Genomic DNA, 17,146 nt, shown 5'->3' on the forward strand with positions numbered 1-17,146 from the left:
TTCCGCTCCGAGGGACGCCCGCTAAGACTTTCTTAAGCTGTCGAAAAGGCATTCTTACGGCGAAGGACGCCAATGGCAAGATTCTTCACGCGTTCGATCGTGATCGAACTTTCCGCGGCTGGTCTCCGTACTCCGGGCTGACGGCGCCCGCACGAGGAGACGACGCCATGGACGGCCCTGGCTCACAGCAGCAGCACGCACTGGACGAAACCGCCGGTTGGCCGAGGATCTCGGACTACTGGCCCGACACCCCCGACACCCCCGGCACTCCCGGCGGGGACAGCGACGAGCCGTACCCCCGGCCGGAAACGCGCCGCAAGCCGCGGCACCTGGCCTTGATCGCCGGTGTGGCCGGCGTCGTCGTGCTGATCGTGGTCACCGGGGTGGTGTTGCTGCGGATGGCCACGACGTCCGACCGTACGCCCGCCGCCGCCCCCAACCCCGAGATCGTGGTGCCCTCGCCCAGCGCGCCGGTGTCGATCGAGCCGGCGCCGGTCTCGCCCAGCGCCACCACCCCGTCGGCCGCCGCGTCCCAGGCGCCGCTGTCGCCACCGCCGGCGCCGTCCTCGCCGGCCGCCACGTCGAAGCCGCCGTCCGGCCCGGCGTTCCCCGCGGCGACGTTCGTGCTGGCCGGCGGCATGCGGGAGCTCAACGTCACGGTCGGCCGGCCGCCCACCAACGGCATCGCCCGCGTGTCCACGCCCGGCGACAGCAGCGTGACGCCGGACGCGACCCTCAAGGGCACGACGCTGACCTTGACCACCAAGGAGAACGACCAGGAGGGCGAGGCCGTCGTCGACGTCATGCTCGACGAGCGGATCGCCTGGACGATCAAGACCGTTCATGGTGTACGCCGGGCGACGTTCACGATGGCCGAGGGCAAGGTCGGCGGGTTCGACCTGCAGGGCGGCGCCAACAGCTTCGAGATGACGTTGCCGCGGCAGGACGCGGAGATCCCGCTGCGCATGTCGGGCGGCGTGAACAGCTGGAAGATCCGTACGGAGGGATCGTTTCCGGTCAAGCTGATCGTCGCCAAAGGCATCGGGGAGTCGAACCTCAACGGCCGGCGCGACCAGGATCTCGCCCCCGGCGACACCCGGCAGTCGGACGGCGACGACTCCTCGGGCGGCCTGAAGATCGACGCCGTGGGCGGCGTCGGCACCCTGGAGGTGAAGCCGCTCTAAGCCCCGATGAAACCGGCGATCTCGTCCACGATCCGGTCGAGGTCGGCCGCGTCGGGCAGGTGGTAGCGGCCCTCGAGGGCGATCAGCCGCGCGTCGGGCAGGCCCGCGGCGAGCTGCCGGCCGCCGTCGAACGGGATCACCCGGTCGCCGCGGTAGTGCAGCACGAGCGCGGGCGCGGTCACCTTGGGCAGCAGGTCGCCGACGTCGGCCTCGTAGGCGGCCTCGAGATAGGCGGCGGCCACCTCGCGGTCGGCCGAGTCGCGCAGCACCTCCGCCAGATGCTGGGCGGCGTGGTCGCTCGCACCGGGCCGGTACAGGTCGGCGAAGACCTTCGAACCCAGACCCCAGTGTGTACGGATCATGGCGACCAGGGCCGCGTTCAGCTCGGGCCGCCGGAAGGTCGCGGGCCCGTCCGCGTACGTGCCGACGAACACGAGACGGTCGACAAGCTCGGGCTGGGCGGCGGCCAGGGCCACTGCCAACGGTCCGGCTTCGGACATGGCCAGGACATTTGCCCGTACGCCCAGACGGGCGACCACGGCCCGAAGCTCGGCGACCGAGGCTTCGAGCCCGAAGTCGCCGACCGGCCCGCGCGACAGTCCCGTGCCGTACCGGTCGAACAGCGTCAGCGCGCACCGCCCGGCCAGGCGCTGGAGAAGACTCGACCGGGGATCGCGCCCGGACGCGATGACGTCGAGAGCCGACACCCAGCCCGGCAGGGCGACCAGCGGTGGCCCCTCCCCGAGCGTGGCCGTGGCGATCGAGCGGCCACCACCGGGCACGGACACGTAGACCGCGCGCAGCCGCGACAACGGCGGCGCCGACGGCACCTCGCGCGGCAGGTCGTGGCGCAGCACCCGCAGATGCGTCTCACGGATCGCCGCGGCCGGCTCCAGCCCCAGCTCCCCGGCCAGCCGCTCGGTGTAGTCCCGGTAGCTGTCCAGCGCCTCGGCCTGCCGCCCGAGCGCGTACAGAGTGCGCAGCAGCAGATCACGGGCGTGCTCGCGCAGCGGATGCTCGGCGACGAACGCCTCCAGCCCTGGCAGCGACTCGGCCGCCCGCCCGGCGCCGAGCAGCGCCCGATGCCACTGCTCGGTGGCGTGCAGGCGCGCCTCACCGAGCCGGATGGCCTCCAGCCGGGCGATCTCCGAATCGGCGACCTCGGCGTACGCGTCACCACCCCACAACCGCAGGGCCTCCTCCAACAGTGACGCCGCGCCGGCCGGTGACTCGCGGGCGGCCCGCGCGACCAGGTCGTCGAAGCGGGCGGCGTCGAGCTCACCGGGCGCGAGCCGCAGCACGTACCCGGGCGGCTCGGTGACCAGCCGGGTGTCCTCGGGCAGCGCCCGGCGCAGCCGCGACACCTGGCTGTGCAGCGCCGCCGCCGGATCGGCCGGCAGCCGCTCGCCCCAGATCAGCTCGGCCAGCCGGTCGGCCGCGATGGTGCGCCCGGCGCGGGCCAGCAGGGCCGCGAGCAGCGCCCGCTGCCGGTCACCGAGCGGAATCGGGGTGCCGTCGGCGGCGTACGCCCGCACCGCACCGAGCACCCCGAACCGCATCAGCGCACCGCCACGCCGGCGATCTGCGTGTTGATGGGCAGGAACACCGACCGCACCCGGTAACGCGACACGGACAGCTCGGCGAACCCGGCGGCCTGGAGCAGTCCTTCGGTGTCGCGGCTGACCTCGCACCCTTCGAAGAACCAGCGCCACGGCGTGGCGACGGCCCGCTGAAGCCGGTCGTAGCCGCTGCCCCGCGCGGCGCCCACATGCTCGACGAAGATCAGCCGCCCGCCGGGCCGCAGAATCCGGGCGATCTCCCGCAGGGCGGCGGCCGGATCGGGCACAGTGCACAGCACGAGCGTGCTGACGACGGCCTGGGCCTCCCCGTCGTCCAGGCCGGTGTGCTCGGCACTGGCGGCCCGCAGGTCGACGGTGACGCCGCGGCGGCGGGCGTTGGCCATCAAAGGCTCGTGCATGTACGGGTTCGGCTCGATCGCCACAAGCCGCGTGCCGGCCCGGTAGTGCCGCAGGTTGGCCCCGGTGCCGGGCCCGATCTCGACCACGGTGCCGGGCAGCCCGGCGAAAAGCTCACGTTTGCGCTCACCGAACAGATGGTCGGCGTACCCGTCGACGCTCCGGAAGACAGCCGCGTTGAGACGCCCGCGCACGGGGTGGGCGGTGAAGGCGGTCATCGCGCCACCTCCGCGAAAGCCCCGATCAGGCCGGCCACCGTTTCGGAGCGGGTGACATGGGGGCAGTGGCCGGCGCCGGCCAGCTCGACAAGCCGGGCGCCCCTCACCTGGGAGGCCAGCTCTCGTCCCCAGGCGGGCGGGCAGATCTCGTCGCGGTCGCCGTGGATCACCAAGGTGGGCGCGGTGACGCGGGTGGCGAGGCCTCTCAGGCGTTCGCTGTCGCTCTGCCGCCGGGCGACGGTCGCGGCGAGCACCTCGGGCGTGTTGTCGAGGCCGGCCGAGCGCCCCAGGGCGAGGGCTTCCGGGGTGGCCTCGGCGCCGAGCGCGGTCGCCACGAACCAGTCCACGAAGCCAGGGTAGTCACGCTGCCAGGCGTGACGGTTGTAGTGACGCCAGCCGGACTCGGCACTCCAGGCAGGATCGGGCTCCTCGAAGGTCGCCATGGCCTGGTGCAGCGGGCTGGGCGCGCCGCCTCGCAGGTCGACGGTGGCGCCGATGAGGACGAGCCCGGCCACGCGGTCCGGGTGCAGCGCAGCGGCGAGAAAGGCGACCAGCCCGCCGAGCGAGTTGCCGACCAGCACAGCCCGGTCAACGCGCGCGTCATCAAGCACGGCAAGCAGATCGGCGACAAGCTCGGACGGCTCGTAGGCGCCCGGGTCGAGCGGTCGGCCGGACCCACCGCTGCCGCGCCCGTCGTACGAGACCACCCGGAACCGGTCGCCCAGGGCGGCGACCTGGCCACGCCACATCCGCCGGTCGGTGACCATCCACGCGGGCAGAAGGGCGATCGCCGGCGCGGGGGCACCGGTCACCTCGTACTCAATCTTGAGACCTCGACTGGAAAGGGCGTGCATCAGGAACTCCTTCTCCCTCGGATGCCACCGACACTGCCCACCCCACCTGTCACCCCACGGTCATCCCACTGCCACCCACCTGCCGAGCGACGTTTCGCCGGCGTGACACTGACGCTTACGTTGAGCCGGTGCTGAACGGGATTGCCGACATCGACTGGGCCCACCTCGACATCGACTGGATCGCCTTCTGCCGGGGGGAGGAGTCGTACGAGCACATTCCCGGCGATCTGCACGAGGTGGGGTCATCCGATGCGAAGGTGGCCGGCGACGCGCGGAGGGATCTTCTCGCGGAGATCCAGGTTTGGTCGGGCTACGTCACCCCCGTCGCGGAATTCGTCATGCCGTTCCTGGTAGAGCTGGCCAGGACCTCAGGCGTACACGGGCGCGTCGATCTTCTCCGCGCTCTCGGCGATCTCTGCGATCCGCGCCGAGCCCACGGCCCAGGGCAACCACGCGCTCACGCGGTGATCGCCGCGCACAGCGAGCGACTCCTTCCGCTACTCAGCGATCAGGATCCTAAGATTCGCTCGTATGCCGCCTACGCGGTCGCACGCAGCGGGCCGCATACCGGCGGCGCCATCGCCGCCCGCTGGAAGGTCGAGACCGACAGCGAGGTCCGGGCAGCGCTCCTGTCCGGCCTGGTACTGATCGATCCGGCCTGCGCCGAGCGCATGGCCGCGTCTGGTGAGGCCGCCGGGGTGCGTCTCGCCGGGAGCCTTGCGGCGGCCTGCGCCGGTCTCGGCCTGCCACCAAGTGACATCGCCCATGTCTCCGAGGCGTTCGTTGCGAGCGACGGTGATTGGCGGGCCTGGCCCGGCTATCTGCCGACCCTGACCGAAGTGCTTGACGAGCTCGACCTGGGCACCGCCCGAACGCTCGCCGACACGATCAGGCCGGCGGCGGGGGCCGCCCTGAGGAGGAGTCTCGCCGCCGCCCTCGCCGACCGGTTCAGTCGTTCCCGCTCTGCTCCGAGCAGTCTGATCGACGTCGTCCGCGATCTGCTCGGCGACGCCGATCCGGCCGTTCGGAAGTCCGCCGTCGACGCGGCCAAATCCGCCGGTGAGGCGGCCCTCCATGCCGCCGGCGAACTGGCCGCGGTGGCGGCCGACACTCGCGACCGGCACACCGCTGAGGCAGCGCTGGAACTGCTCGTCCGGCTCGATCATCCGCTCTATCGGGAACCGCTGCTGACGGCGTGGAGTGTCGGCCACTATCCAGGCGTGTGGGGCGAGCCGTTTCTTCCGAGGTTCGATCCCTCGGTTCTCGCCGGCGCCCGCGAGCGGCTCGGCGGCCCTGCGCCGGGTCCGTCCAGCTCGCTCTTCGTCGGCTGCCTCATCGGGACGAGGGACCGGGACCATTCCACGCCCCAACTGCTCAAGCTGCTGGCTTTCTGGGGAGCTGACGCCGCCGCCGCGGTTCCAGAGATCCTCCTGACACTGCCCCGCCTGCCGTTCGACGCCGTGAACGCGCTGGCGGCGATCGGCCCGGCCGCGGCTGAGGCCGTTCCGGCCCTGACGGAGATTGCCGACGGCGGTGAGGTGAAGGCCGGGCACGCCCTCCTTCGGATCACCGGTGATCCCGGGCCGCTCGTGGCGGCCGCGGCGCAGGTCCTGCCGACGAAACCGCGATTCGTCAACTTCGACCTTCATCTTGCCGCTGAGGCGGGACCGGCCGCCCGGCCTCTAGTTCCTCTGGTGTTGCCTTGGCTGTCCGAAGACAGCGACGTGCTCCCACGCGACCAGGTCGCGGTGGCCCGATTGCTGTGGAATGCCACCGGGGATCCAGATCTGGTGCTGCCGACGCTCCGGAGGACGGTCAGCATCGATTTCGTCCGCAAGGACGAGGTCGGCCTTCTCCTGGCTGAGTTGCCGCCTGTCCCGGACCTGCTGCCGTCCTTGTGGCAGACAATTCGTTCGGGCGGCGATGGTCTGATCGGCGCCGCCCGAGCGGCGTGGCGCTGGGGCGAATCGCCCGATGAACTCGCGGCGACGTTGGTCCCCCTGTTCGCCGCGCAAATCTACGGGGACCCCGGCATCCTGGACCTGATAGCGGAGATGGGTGCCGCCTCGGCCGTACCGGGTCTCACCGAGCTCGCCGACCGAGACGAGCGGCAGGTCACGTGGACCGGCCGGGGTTTGTCCTGGGAGGACGACTCGCTGCGGCACCGGATCCGGGAAACGGTCACCACGCTCATCTCGGGGACGAGATAGCGCTACGTTTGTCAGCGTGATCACTGTGCCGGCGCGGCTTGTCGCCAACCTGCCCAAGTATTTCGGGGAGCGTGGGCGGGCCTGGGTTGCCGACGCGCCGCGGCTTGTGGCCGAGCGGCTGGCGGCGTGGGATCTGACGGTTGATGGGCCGGTCATGAACGGGGTGGTCGCGCTTGTCGTGCCCGTTCAGGGGCCCGGTGGGGCGGCCGTGCTCAAGTTTCAGATCGACGACCCCGAACACCCGGGGGAAGCGGCCGCTCTGCGCACCTGGGACGGGGACGGAGCGGTGCGCCTGCTCCGCGAGGATCCGGCCTCGGGGGCGTTGCTGCTCGAACGCCTCGACTCCGGGCGGGACCTGCGCAGCGTTCGCGACGATGTGCACGCCGTTCAGATCGCCGCTCAGCTGCTGGTGCGGCTCAACGCGTACAAGGCGCCCGAAGGTGTTCGGACCTTGGAGGAGATCGTCCAGGGGATGCTGGAGTTCGCTCCGGTCGCGGCTCGGCGGCTCAGCGATCCCGGTGAAGGCCAGGTGCTTCTGGGCTGCGCCGCGGCCGTGCGGGAGGCGGCCGGTGACAGCGGCGACCGGCTGCTGCACTGGGATCTGCACTACGAGAACGTGCTGGCCGCCCAGCGCGACGAGTGGCTGGCGATCGATCCGAAGCCGCTGGCCGGCGATCCGGCGTTCGAGTTGCTGCCGGCGTTGCACAACCGGTGGGACGAGGTGCTCGCCGCCGGCGATCCGCGTCGGGCCGTACGCCGTCGCTTCGACGCGATGGTCGAGGTCATGGGGCTGGACCGGGAGCGGGCGGTGCGCTGGACGCTGGGCCGCACCCTTCAGAACTCGCTGTGGACCATCGAGGACGGTGGCCGCGCCCTGGAAGCGGAGCAGGTCCTCGTCGCCGCATCGCTGACGACGGGTTGTCGGTGGTGAACGGTTTTGTTAGCGTGCCGATGCGGGTCGAGAGGCGCTGCGACGGATGATTGTCCGCCACGCTCGACTCGTCCCTGAGGTTCAAGGGCGCCTCCCATGGGGAGGTTGCGCACGATGGCATCGGACCTGACTGACTTCATTGCCGGACTGCCCAAGGTGGAACTGCACGTCCACCACGTCGGGTCGGCGACCCCGCAGACCGTGGCGCGGCTGGCCGAGCGGCACGCCGGGAGCACGTCGGTGCCGGCCGATCCGGCGCTGCTGGCCGACTATTTCACGTTCACCGACTTCGAGCATTTCATCGAGGTCTACCTGTCGGTGGTCGATCTGATCCGCGATGCCGAGGACCTGGCCACGCTCACCTACGACATCGGTGCCGGCCTGGCGGATCAGTCGGTGCGATATGCGGAGCTGACTTTGACCCCGTACTCCTCAATCGCTCGTGGTATTTCGGCTGAAGCCTATTGCGAAGCGGTGGAGGACGCCCGGTTGCGGGTCGCGCGCGACCGCGGGATCGAGCTGCGCTGGTGTTTCGACATCCCGGGCGAGCCGACGATGACGGGCGCCAATGTCACCCTCGACGTGGCCCTGAAACAGCGCCCGGACGGCCTGGTCAGTTTCGGGCTGGGTGGGCCGGAGGCGGGCATTTCCCGCGCTCGATACGCCGATCACTTCGCCGCGGCGCGGGCGGCGGGACTGCGCAGCGTTCCGCACGCGGGCGAGTCGACCGGTCCGGAGACGATGTGGGATGCCGTACGCCATCTCGGCGCGGAACGCATCGGCCACGGCATCGCCGCGGCCCGCGATGCCGAGCTGATGGATCACCTGCGGGAGCACGACATCGCGCTGGAAGTGTGCCCGACCTCGAACGTCTGCACCCGCTCAGTGCCGTCGCTGGCCGAGCACCCGCTGCCGCGGCTGGTGGCGGCCGGTGTGCCGGTGACCATCAACTCCGACGACCCGCCGATGTTCTCCACCACGCTCAACCGGGAGTACCAGGTGGCCGCCGACCTGCTCGGGCTGGACGAGCGCGGTGTCGCCGAGCTGGCCCGCCAGGCGGTGCGCTACTCGTTCCTCGACGAGCGGGGCAAGTCGGGTCTGCTGGCCGAGATCGACGCGTACGCCAAGGATTGAGGCTTGACCTCAAGTGCACTCGAGGGCCTAGCGTTCCCCACATGCAGACGATCGAACTGGGCCGTACGGGGCAGCATGTCAGCCGGCTGGCGCTGGGTGCCATGCAAATGGGAAACGCGACGGGAGAGGAGGATTCGTTCCGCATTCTCGACCGCTATTTCGAGGTTGGCGGGTCGTTCGTGGACACGGCGAACTGCTACGAGTGGTGGGCGCGGCGGGACAGCCGCGGCGGGGAGAGCGAGGAGCTGCTCGGGCGCTGGATGCGCCGGGGCAACCGGCGCGACGAGGTCTTCCTGGCGACCAAGGCCACGGCGCTGCCGCACTACTCGCCCGACCTGTGGGCGGCGGACGGCACGCCGGACTGGGAGCTGGCTCGCCGCACATTCGAGGGGGCGGGGGCGGAGACGCTGCGCAACGCCCTCGACGGGAGCCTGAAACGGCTCGGCACCGACCACGTCGACCTGTTCTACGTGCACGTCGACGACCGGAACACGCCGCTCGAGGAGACCTTGGAGGCCCTGGCGGGCCTGGTGCGGTCGGGCAAGGTGCGTCACCTCGGCTGGTCCAACGTACGCACGTGGCGGCTCGAGCGGATCCGGGGGCTCTGCCGCGCGAACGGGTGGCCGCTGCCGGTGGCGATCCAGCAGCAGCACTCCTACCTGCGGGCGAACCCGGGGGCGGACAGCGCCTCCATCGTCGACGGTGAGCAGCTCGACTACCTCCGCGAGCACGACGACCAGACGCTGGTCGCGTATTCGCCGATCCTCAAGGGCATCTACGACTCGGCGGCCAAGCGGGCCGAGCACTGGGTGTTCAGCTCGTACGGCGGCCCGGACACCGACGCGCGGCTGGCGGCGCTGCTCGAGGTGGCGGACGAGGTCGGCGTCACCCCCAACCAGCTGGTGCTGGCGTGGCTGATGCACCAGAGCGCGCCGCGGGTGCTGCCGCTGATCGGGCCGCGCACGCCGGAGCAGTTCGAGGACATGCTGCCCGCGCTGGACGTGAAGCTCAGCGACGAGCAGCTGTCCCGTCTCGACACCGCCGGCGTCTGACCCGCCGGCAGAAAAAGGATCAGCGGAGGCGGTCGGCGATCCAGTCGGCGACCGTCTCCGTCGAGGCGAAGACGGCGCCGTCGTGGGTCTGGCCGGGCAGTTTGTCGTACCGGACCGGGCGGTAGTCGTCGAGCTGGTCGACGAGGATGTCGGTCACGGCGGCCGGCACGGCCTCGTCGGCGGTGCCCTGCACGATCAGGATCGGGGCGCTGGGCGCGGTCTGGGCCGGGTTGTCGTAATGGGCCAGCTTGGCCACCCAGGCGTCGGGGAGCTGGCCGCCGTTGAGCAGCTGGGTCGCGGTCAGCGGGGCGTAGGCGGCCAGGATCTCGGTGAGGCAGCCGGTCTCGAGGACGCCGGCCCGCTGGCGGGCGGGGGCGGCGAGCACGTCGGCCGGGCGGAAGGAGGGTTCGACGGCGCTGAGACCGTAGACGCCCATGACCAGGTAGCCCTGCCCGGGGGTGCCGGGAATCTGCGGGGCGAGCACGTCGACGTTGGAGACGGGGGCGATGCCGGCGGTGCCGCGCAGCTGAAGGTCGCCGTCGTAGGACGGGGCGAGCTGGTTGGCGAACAGGGCGCCCTGGCCGCCCTGCGAGTGCCCGTCGATGGCGTACTTCGCGCTGAGGGAAGGGTTGAGGCGGCGGGCGGCGCGGACGCTGTCGATGATCGAGCGGCCTTCGCTGGCGCCGATCAGGTAGGGGTGAGGCTGCGGGGTGCCGAGGCCGGGATAGTCGGGGGCGGCCACGGTCCAGCCGCGGCTGAGCAGCTCGGCGACGGCGGCGCGGGCCTCGGGCCAGAAGACGTCCTGGTGGGTGGAGGGCGCGCAGCGGTCGGCGAGGCCGGTGGTGCCGTGCGCCCAGACGACGACGTTGTCCTTGCGGTTGGTACGCGGGGTCAGCACGAGCCCGGTCGCGGTGATGCGCTCGCCGCGAACGTCGGTGGTCACGTACTTGACGAACCGGCCGGTGGCCGCGCCGGCGAGCTCCTTGGGGAGGGCCGCGACCGACGAGCTGATCACGCTGCCGGGAGGGGCGCCACCACCCGCGATCGGCGACTGGGCCGGGCCGGCCTGCGTGGCTGTCGCCCCGGCGTGCGTGGCCGTCACGCCGGCTTGTGCGGCCGTCGACCCGGCTTGTGCGGCCGTCACGCCAGCTTGGGTGGCCGTCGACTCGGCGTGCGTGGCCGTCACGCCGGCTTGGGTGGCCGTCGACTCGGCGTGCGTGGCCATCGCGCCGGCTTGCGCGGCTGTCGCGCCGGTCTCCGCGGCGGTGACAATGGCGGTGCTGCTGATCAGTAGCGACACCGTCAGTAGGCGATGGGCTCTCCTCATGCGTACTCCCCGAGCGTGGCGACGTGAATGCGGGAGACGTTATGCGTGACAAATCGGAGATGTCGGCAATGTACCTCGATGGTTGCGCGCCGAAACTCGATCGGGTGACGCGTGGCGTGCTCGGCTTCAGGCGCGCGGGGGTGCTTGGTTTTGGGTGCGCGGGGTGCTCGGTTTTGGGCGCGCGGTTTCGGGGACGCGCTATTGCTTCTGATCTGCCCGGGCCGGGCGTACTCCCAAAAGCCGCAAGGCGGACGCGGTGAGTAAGGAACGCAGGGCCTCGTCGTCCATTTTGGCCAGGTGGGGGTCGGTGCCGGCGGTGATCAGGCCGCCGCTGACCATGGTGACGCCGATGCGGGTGGCGGGGTCGGGATCGGGGCCGGCGATCATGTCCAGCAGGCTTTCGACGGCGCGCATGGCCGGGTGAGGGCGCACCAGCTGGATCACCACCGGGTCGAAGCTCAGCACCGCCGACAACCGCCGGTAGTCGACGACCAGGTCGACCACGCCGGCGATCGCGTGCCGCACCCGGGCCGGGCGGCCGCGCTGACCGGCCGTGCTCTCGGCCAGCGCCACCAGGCGGTCCATGGCCGGCGCGATCGCGGTCAGGACGATCTCCTCCTTGGTCGGGAACTGGTGGTACACGGCCGCCTTCGTGACGCCCAGACGGTCGGCGATCATCTGCAGCGACGTGCCGCTGACCCCGTTCTCGGCGAACAGATCGAGGGCGGCGCCGATGACCCGTTCGCGAGCACTCATGCCGAGGATCGTAGCCACCCCTTGTTTTGCACTAGCCGCCCGGCTACCTTGCAGCCTAGCCGATCGGCTAGCCAAGGAGGCGTTGTGGCGTGGGATCGTGAAGTCGACGTACTGGTAGTGGGAACGGGCGCCGCCGCTCTGAGCGCCGCCATCGCCGCGGCCGAGGCGAACATGCGGGTGCTCGTCATCGAAAGCACGGCCAAATGGGGCGGCACGACCGCGCTCAGCGGCGGCGGCCTGTGGATGCCGACCAATCCGCTGATCGGCAAGCAGGGGCGCGAGGATTCGGTCGCCAAAGCGCTGACGTACATGCAGGAAGCCATCGGCGATGCCGGACCGGCCAGTTCGCCCGAGCGCCGGCAGGCCTTTGTCGAAACCATTCCCGAGGTCTTCCAGCTGCTGGCCAAACGGGGCGTGCGATGGACGGCGGCCAAGGATTACCCCGACTACTACCCGGACCGGCCGGGCGGAATGACCGGGCGCAGCATCGAGGCCGAGCCGTTCGACATCCGCAAACTCGGCCCGATGCGGGACTCGTTCCGCGGTCTCGACAGCATGCCGGCGCCGCTCAAGACCGACGATGTGTGGCTGCTTTCCCGCGCCTGGTCGACCCCGAGCGGCTTCGTCCGCGGCGCCCGTTTCGTCTTCCGGACGCTCGGCGGTCTCGCCACCGGCAAACGCCTTTACGGCATCGGCTCGGCATTGTCGGCCAGCCTGATGAGCATCGTCCGGCGCCAGGGCACCGAAGTCCTTCTGCAAACCCCGTTGACCGGGCTCGAGCGGGACGCTTCCGGCGCCGTCGTGGGTGCGGTCATCGGATCCGGCGTACGGGTGAGAGCGCTGGGCGGAGTAGTCCTCGGGGCGGGCGGCTTCGCGCGCAACAGCGAATGGCGCCAGAAGCATCACGGCATCCCCGGATACAGCTCGGCGCCGGAAGGCGACCTCGGTCAGGCCATCGACATCGCGGCGGAGGTGGGCGCGCAACTGGAGCTGATGGACGACGCCTGGTGGGGCGCCTCGGTGCCGCTGCCCAACGGCTCCAGTCAATTCGTCCTGTCCGAGCGCTCGATGCCGTTCAGCATCGTGGTCGATTCCGCGGGGTCGCGCTACACCAACGAATCGGCCAGCTACATCGACTTCGGCCACGCCATGCTGGAACGCGACAAGACGGTGCCCGCCATTCCGAGCTGGCTGATTCTCGACGTACGCCATCGTCGCCGTTATCTCTTCAATGCTTTCCTCACCGGCACCAAGGAGTTGCGGGCGGCCGGCATCGTCCGCTCGGCGTCCACGATCGAGGCGCTGGCGGCCGACCTCGACATGGAACCGGCCAAGCTGCGGGCGACGGTCGAGCGATTCAACGGTTTCGCCCGGGCCGGCGTGGATGAGGACTTCGGCCGCGGCCGTACGGAATACGACAACTATTACGGCGATCCCCGCGTCAAGCCGAACCCGAACCTGGGGCCGCTGGAGAAAGGTCCTTTCACGGCGGTGCAATTGGTGCCGGGCGATCTGGGCACGAAGGGTGGCCTGCTGACCGACGCGGACGCCCGGGTGATCGACACCGCGGGCGACGTCATCGAGGGCCTCTACGCTGCGGGAAACACCACGGCCTCGGTCATGGGCCGTACGTATCCGGGCCCCGGCGCCACGATCGCGCCGGCCGTGGTGTTCGGATATCGGGGTGGCCGCGCCGCCGCGGCCCGAGCTGCGGGGACCCCCGTGAAACATTGATGAACTACTCTCGTCCCGGTGGAGCTGGAACTGCGCCACCTGCGCCTGGTCTGTGCGATAGCCGACGCCGGCAGCGTCACCAAAGCCGCCGCCGTCCTCGGCGTCGCCCAGCCGGCCCTGGCCACCCAGCTGCGCCGGGTCGAGCGCATGCTCGGCGGCCCGCTGTTCGTCCGCGGCCGCCGGGGCGTGCTCCCCACCGAGCTGGGCGACCTGGTGCTGTCCCGCGCGAGGGTGCTGATCCCCGCGGTGAGCGGCCTGCACGACGACGCCAGTGTCCTGGTCACGGCCGGCTCCGACGCCCGCTTCCGGATCGGTGCCACGAACGGCCCGATCGTCGCCGGCCTGGTCCAGCGCCTGGCCGAGGCCTATCCGTCCAGCCCGGTCTCGGTCCACTCGACATGGTCGGAGAACGAGATCGTCCGCCTGGTCCAGGACGGCCGCCTCGACTACGCCCTGGTCGGTGCGTGCGCGACCGGCCAGCCCGGCACCGACGACCTGTCCGGCCTCTCCTGGCGGGTCCTCTGCGTCGACCCGGTGTGGGTCCTGGTCGACGAGAACCACCCGGTGGCCACCCGCTCGGAGGTGAGCCTGAGCGAGCTCGCCGGCGAACAATGGGTGAGCGCCCCCGGCGACGGCTGCTTCAACGAATGCTTCGCGGCCGCCTGCGCGCGGGCCGGCTTCACCCCGCGTTTCCCGTACGAGATGGACGCCGGCGCCGTCTTCGACCTGGTCACCACGGCCCGGGCCGTGGCCCTGTGCCAGGCCACGGTGCGGGACGTCCCAGGCGCGGTGGCCGTCCCGCTGACCGGCTCCCCGCTGAGCTGGCGCCACATGCTGGGCTGGGACTCGCATTCCCCGTACGCATTAGAGGTGGCCACTTTCGCCACAGCCGCCTATCTGGAGATAGTCGACCGCCGCCCCCGCTACGCGACGTGGCTGACCAAACATCCAGCCTTCGGCACCGTAGTCTGATCGCCACGCATAAAGGGGGAGCAGCGCGATGAGACCACTGCGATACTCGATCAACGTCACGCTTGACGGCTGCGTCCATCACGAGGCGGGGGTCGCTCCCGATGAGGAGTCGATGCGCTACTGGACCGAGGAGATGGGGCGCGCCGACGCCCTGCTGTTCGGCCGGGTGACGTACGGGATGATGGAGTCGGCGTGGCGGCGGCCGGATACCGGCCCGTGGCCCGACTGGATGGACGAGTGGGAGATCCCGTTCGCCGAGACCATCGACGCGGCGAAGAAGTACGTCGTGTCGAGCACGCTGACCGAGGTCGACTGGAACGCCGAGCTGGTGCGAGGCGACCTGGGGCCGGCGGTTCAGCGGCTCAAGCAGGAGCCGGGCGCGGGCCTGTTCGTCGGTGGCGTGACGCTGCCCCTGGCCCTGGCCGATCTGGGACTGATCGACGAGTACGAGTTTCTCGTGCAGCCGGTCCTGGCCGGGCACGGGCCGACGTTGCTCGCCGGTCTGCGCGAGCGCATCCAGCTCGAGCTCGTGGATCGCCATGAGTTCCGGTCGGGAGCGTTCGCCCTGCGGTACCGGCCCAGGCGCGATTCCTCAGAACCAGACGCTGGCCCGGAGTTGTCCGGTGTTGCCGAGGTCCAGGGGTGACGGCAGGGTGACGAGCTGGCGTGTTCCGCCCTTCGAGACGGCGACCGCCAGCGACGCGCCGGTGTCGGCCGCACCGCTGATGTTGGTGACGGTGTTGCGCCAGGACAGCATGGTCAGCGCGCTGGTGCCCGGTTTCAGCACGAGACGCTTCGGCGGCGCGGTGTAGTAATTGCTGGGCACGATGGAGATCTTCAGCGGACGGCCGTCCTCGTCGAGCACGACGATGTCCGGCCGCCCCTTGACCTCGTACGGCTCGGTGCCGCAGTTGCGAACCGTCAGCGCCATCTCCCGGTATCCCATGGCCGCCTCACCGCGTTCCGCCGTGATGAGCACGCCGGTCAGGGAGCACGCGGACACCGCCTCGACCGCCGGCGGCGCGGTGGGACCACTGGCGGTGGGAACAGCGACCGGCGAGGTCGTGACGCTGGGCGCAGGCGTCGGTGCCAGCCCGTTGCTGGCCTGCCATGGCGTCGAGCACGAGGCAACCAGCGGAACAGCAAGCAAAACGATCAAACGGCGCAGCCCAAACACGCCGACGATCATGCCTCACCCCCGCAAACCGGTTATGTCGGATCGGGGATGACCTGGCAGGCGCCGCCGATCTCCCCTTCGCGGACCAGCCCCTCGATGGCGTCGATCATCGCCGTGAGTCCGGGGCGGGGCGTGATGACCAGGTCGGTGGTGAAGAAGTAGCGGCCACCGGCGGCCTCGCCGGTCACGGCCCACCGGCGCAGCGCGGCGTCGATCGCGCCCAGGGTCATCACGGTGGCGTAGTAGGTCGGGCCCCCGGTGAGGGTCACGTAGAAGTCCTGGTCCTCGAGCTGCTCCAAGTCGTCGGCGGGAGACGCGGGGAAGCGCGCCACGAACTGGTCGCGCTCGACGACGAGGAAAGGCATCTGAGCCAGTTTAATGGATCTATGGATGTGGACGGCTATCTTCGGCGGCTGGGGCTTGGCGGGAAGGTCGGGCGGTCGCCCAGCGTGGACGAGCTGGGCGTGCTGCATCGGGCGCACGCGGAGCGCGTTCCGTACGAGAGCCTCGAGATCTGGCTTGGTAGGCCGACGACTCTGGAGCCCGGGGACTCGGTGGCGCGGATCCTGAAGGGGCGCGGCGGGTACTGCTATCACCTTAACGGGGCGTTCTCGATGCTGCTGCGCGCGCTCGGATATCAGGTGAGCCGGCATGTCGGTGGGGTGCAGGGCAACGCCGAGCGGCCGGCTGGGGCGGACGCCAATCATCTTGTCCTGACCGTCTCGGGGTTGCCGAGCGCCGAGGCGCCGGACGGGCGCTGGCTGGTCGATCTGGGAATGGGTGACGGGCTGCACGGGCCGTTGCCGCTGGTCGAGGGGCGCTATCGGCAGGGTCCGTTCACGTACGGCCTGAGTCCCTCGAAGGTTGAAGCCGGCGGCTGGCGATTCGAGCATGACCCGCGCGGGGGTTTCCTCGGCATGGACTTCCGGCCGGAGGCGGTGGAGATGGTGGCGTTCGCGGAGAAGCACCATTTTCTGTCGACCTCGCCGGAGTCCGGCTTCGTGCGGACCGCGACCGCGCAGCGACGGGACGCCGAAGGCGCCGACGTGCTGCGCGGTCTCACGTTGAGCCGGGTGGGGGAGACGGTCAGCCGCACGGAGATCGAGACGCGCGGCGACTATTTTGCGGCGCTGGCCGACGTTTTCGGGATCACGCTCGGCGACGTCTCCGCCGCCGAGCGGGCCGTGATGTGGCGCAGGCTGGTGGAGGCTAGAGCGCATCTGACGGATCATCACGCGCTATGACGGTCGATCGTTGGTGTGTTGTGGCTGGTGATCTGACTGATCAGGAGTGGGAGCGGCTGGAGCCGATGCTGCCGTCCATGGCGTTCCAGCGTGGTGGGCGGTGGCGTGATCACCGGCAGGTGATCAACGGGATTTTGTGGCGTGTCGACAACGGCGCGAAGTGGGATCAGATTCCGGAGCGATACGGGCCGGCGAAGACGTGTTATGACCGGTTCGCCCGGTGGGAACAGGACGGGACGTGGGCGCGGATCCTGCAGCGGTTGCAGGCCGACGCGGACGCGGCCGGAGACCTGGACTGGAACGGGCAGGTCGACTCCAGCGTGGTGCGGGCACATCAGCATGCCGCGGGGGCTCGTAAAGGGGGTTGAGCCCGGCGG

Annotated in this window: 16 protein-coding genes and 1 pseudogene; 10 read left to right on the forward strand and 7 right to left on the reverse strand. The window is 70.6% G+C overall.

Annotation, left to right across the window (positions count from 1 at the left end; all coding sequences use genetic code 11):
* Positions 1 to 167 precede the first annotated feature (167 nt).
* Positions 168 to 1,184 carry a lipase chaperone gene (locus tag CRP55_RS48640; protein ID WP_097328912.1) on the forward strand — a complete coding sequence of 339 codons (1,017 nt, stop codon included), beginning with the start codon at positions 168 to 170 and terminating at the stop codon, positions 1,182 to 1,184.
* Here CRP55_RS48640 and CRP55_RS48645 read toward each other — a convergent pair.
* Genes CRP55_RS48645 through CRP55_RS48655 form a run of 3 tightly spaced genes read right to left on the reverse strand, consistent with a single transcriptional unit; the run spans position 1,181 to position 4,232 of the window.
* Positions 1,181 to 2,743: a bifunctional AfsR/SARP family transcriptional regulator/alpha/beta hydrolase gene (locus CRP55_RS48645; RefSeq protein WP_097328913.1), complete on the reverse strand. Its 1,563-nt coding sequence runs from the start codon at positions 2,741 to 2,743 to the stop codon at positions 1,181 to 1,183. The two genes, CRP55_RS48640 and CRP55_RS48645, sit on opposite strands and share 4 nt — an antisense overlap.
* A complete protein-coding gene (locus CRP55_RS48650; protein ID WP_097328914.1) occupies positions 2,743 to 3,378 on the reverse strand; it encodes a class I SAM-dependent methyltransferase in 636 nt (211 codons plus the stop codon). Before CRP55_RS48650 ends, CRP55_RS48645 begins: the two co-directional genes overlap by 1 nt.
* Positions 3,375 to 4,232, reverse strand: a complete 858-nt coding sequence (locus CRP55_RS48655; protein ID WP_097328915.1) for an alpha/beta fold hydrolase — start codon at positions 4,230 to 4,232, stop codon at positions 3,375 to 3,377. Before CRP55_RS48655 ends, CRP55_RS48650 begins: the two co-directional genes overlap by 4 nt.
* Positions 4,233 to 4,489: 257 nt before the next feature.
* Here CRP55_RS48655 and CRP55_RS48660 point away from each other — a divergent pair, with 257 nt between their 5' ends.
* The 4 genes from CRP55_RS48660 (at position 4,490) to CRP55_RS48675 (ending at position 9,559) form a co-directional block, all read left to right on the forward strand.
* Positions 4,490 to 6,442, forward strand: a complete 1,953-nt coding sequence (locus tag CRP55_RS48660; protein ID WP_143235495.1) for a hypothetical protein — start codon at positions 4,490 to 4,492, stop codon at positions 6,440 to 6,442.
* 16 nt (positions 6,443 to 6,458) lie between these two features.
* Positions 6,459 to 7,373 carry an aminoglycoside phosphotransferase family protein gene (locus tag CRP55_RS48665; RefSeq protein ID WP_097328917.1) on the forward strand — a complete coding sequence of 305 codons (915 nt, stop codon included), beginning with the start codon at positions 6,459 to 6,461 and terminating at the stop codon, positions 7,371 to 7,373.
* Positions 7,374 to 7,487: 114 nt separating this feature from the next.
* Positions 7,488 to 8,507: an adenosine deaminase gene (locus CRP55_RS48670; RefSeq protein ID WP_097328918.1), complete on the forward strand. Its 1,020-nt coding sequence runs from the start codon at positions 7,488 to 7,490 to the stop codon at positions 8,505 to 8,507.
* A 41-nt stretch (positions 8,508 to 8,548) separates the two neighbouring features.
* Positions 8,549 to 9,559, forward strand: a complete 1,011-nt coding sequence (locus tag CRP55_RS48675) for an aldo/keto reductase (protein WP_097328919.1) — start codon at positions 8,549 to 8,551, stop codon at positions 9,557 to 9,559.
* Positions 9,560 to 9,578: 19 nt separating this feature from the next.
* On the opposite strand, the gene CRP55_RS48680 is transcribed toward CRP55_RS48675, so the two are convergent.
* Together CRP55_RS48680 and CRP55_RS48685 are read right to left on the reverse strand one after the other, a co-directional pair.
* A complete protein-coding gene (locus CRP55_RS48680) occupies positions 9,579 to 10,886 on the reverse strand; it encodes an alpha/beta fold hydrolase (protein WP_245923946.1) in 1,308 nt (435 codons plus the stop codon).
* Between the two features lie 198 nt (positions 10,887 to 11,084).
* Complete coding sequence (locus tag CRP55_RS48685; protein ID WP_097328920.1) at positions 11,085 to 11,642, reverse strand: TetR/AcrR family transcriptional regulator; 558 nt, start codon at positions 11,640 to 11,642, stop codon at positions 11,085 to 11,087.
* Positions 11,643 to 11,726: 84 nt separating this feature from the next.
* Between CRP55_RS48685 and CRP55_RS48690 the strand changes: the two genes are divergently transcribed.
* The 3 genes from CRP55_RS48690 to CRP55_RS48700 are packed head-to-tail and all read left to right on the forward strand — an operon-like array spanning position 11,727 to position 14,994.
* Positions 11,727 to 13,376, forward strand: coding sequence for an FAD-binding protein (locus CRP55_RS48690; protein ID WP_097328921.1), 1,650 nt, complete (start codon positions 11,727 to 11,729; stop codon positions 13,374 to 13,376).
* 18 nt (positions 13,377 to 13,394) lie between these two features.
* Positions 13,395 to 14,348: a LysR family transcriptional regulator gene (locus CRP55_RS48695; RefSeq protein WP_097328922.1), complete on the forward strand. Its 954-nt coding sequence runs from the start codon at positions 13,395 to 13,397 to the stop codon at positions 14,346 to 14,348.
* 28 nt (positions 14,349 to 14,376) lie between these two features.
* Positions 14,377 to 14,994, forward strand: coding sequence for a dihydrofolate reductase family protein (locus CRP55_RS48700; RefSeq protein ID WP_097328923.1), 618 nt, complete (start codon positions 14,377 to 14,379; stop codon positions 14,992 to 14,994).
* On the opposite strand, the gene CRP55_RS48705 is transcribed toward CRP55_RS48700, so the two are convergent.
* Positions 14,941 to 15,537, reverse strand: a complete 597-nt coding sequence (locus CRP55_RS48705) for a DUF4232 domain-containing protein (RefSeq protein WP_097328924.1) — start codon at positions 15,535 to 15,537, stop codon at positions 14,941 to 14,943. The two genes, CRP55_RS48700 and CRP55_RS48705, sit on opposite strands and share 54 nt — an antisense overlap.
* Before the next feature lie 20 nt (positions 15,538 to 15,557).
* Complete coding sequence (locus tag CRP55_RS48710; protein ID WP_097328925.1) at positions 15,558 to 15,890, reverse strand: hypothetical protein; 333 nt, start codon at positions 15,888 to 15,890, stop codon at positions 15,558 to 15,560.
* A 21-nt stretch (positions 15,891 to 15,911) separates the two neighbouring features.
* Here CRP55_RS48710 and CRP55_RS48715 point away from each other — a divergent pair, with 21 nt between their 5' ends.
* Together CRP55_RS48715 and CRP55_RS48720 are read left to right on the forward strand one after the other, a co-directional pair.
* Positions 15,912 to 16,769 (forward strand): arylamine N-acetyltransferase family protein, encoded by an 858-nt coding sequence (locus CRP55_RS48715; protein WP_097328926.1) that lies wholly within the window; start codon positions 15,912 to 15,914, stop codon positions 16,767 to 16,769.
* Positions 16,766 to 17,128, forward strand: a pseudogene (locus CRP55_RS48720) (IS5 family transposase); the annotation flags it as partial. The gene CRP55_RS48715 and the pseudogene CRP55_RS48720, both read left to right, overlap by 4 nt.
* Between the last annotated feature and the right edge of the window lie 18 nt (positions 17,129 to 17,146).

Source organism: Paractinoplanes atraurantiacus (assembly GCF_900215205.1).
Taxonomy (GTDB): Bacteria; Actinomycetota; Actinomycetes; order Mycobacteriales; family Micromonosporaceae; genus Actinoplanes; species Actinoplanes atraurantiacus.

What these genes read in the sequence shown, in the direction of transcription:
- CRP55_RS48640 (WP_097328912.1), top strand. Translation starts at nt 168, where the DNA reads ATGGACGGCCCTGGCTCACAGCAGCAGCACGCACTGGACGAAACCGCC.
- CRP55_RS48645 (WP_097328913.1), bottom strand. Translation starts at nt 2,743, where the DNA reads ATGCGGTTCGGGGTGCTCGGTGCGGTGCGGGCGTACGCCGCCGACGGC.
- CRP55_RS48650 (WP_097328914.1), bottom strand. Translation starts at nt 3,378, where the DNA reads ATGACCGCCTTCACCGCCCACCCCGTGCGCGGGCGTCTCAACGCGGCT.
- CRP55_RS48655 (WP_097328915.1), bottom strand. Translation starts at nt 4,232, where the DNA reads ATGCACGCCCTTTCCAGTCGAGGTCTCAAGATTGAGTACGAGGTGACC.
- CRP55_RS48670 (WP_097328918.1), top strand. Translation starts at nt 7,488, where the DNA reads ATGGCATCGGACCTGACTGACTTCATTGCCGGACTGCCCAAGGTGGAA.
- CRP55_RS48675 (WP_097328919.1), top strand. Translation starts at nt 8,549, where the DNA reads ATGCAGACGATCGAACTGGGCCGTACGGGGCAGCATGTCAGCCGGCTG.
- CRP55_RS48680 (WP_245923946.1), bottom strand. Translation starts at nt 10,886, where the DNA reads ATGAGGAGAGCCCATCGCCTACTGACGGTGTCGCTACTGATCAGCAGC.
- CRP55_RS48685 (WP_097328920.1), bottom strand. Translation starts at nt 11,642, where the DNA reads ATGAGTGCTCGCGAACGGGTCATCGGCGCCGCCCTCGATCTGTTCGCC.
- CRP55_RS48700 (WP_097328923.1), top strand. Translation starts at nt 14,377, where the DNA reads ATGAGACCACTGCGATACTCGATCAACGTCACGCTTGACGGCTGCGTC.
- CRP55_RS48705 (WP_097328924.1), bottom strand. Translation starts at nt 15,537, where the DNA reads ATGATCGTCGGCGTGTTTGGGCTGCGCCGTTTGATCGTTTTGCTTGCT.
- CRP55_RS48710 (WP_097328925.1), bottom strand. Translation starts at nt 15,890, where the DNA reads ATGCCTTTCCTCGTCGTCGAGCGCGACCAGTTCGTGGCGCGCTTCCCC.
- CRP55_RS48715 (WP_097328926.1), top strand. Translation starts at nt 15,912, where the DNA reads ATGGATGTGGACGGCTATCTTCGGCGGCTGGGGCTTGGCGGGAAGGTC.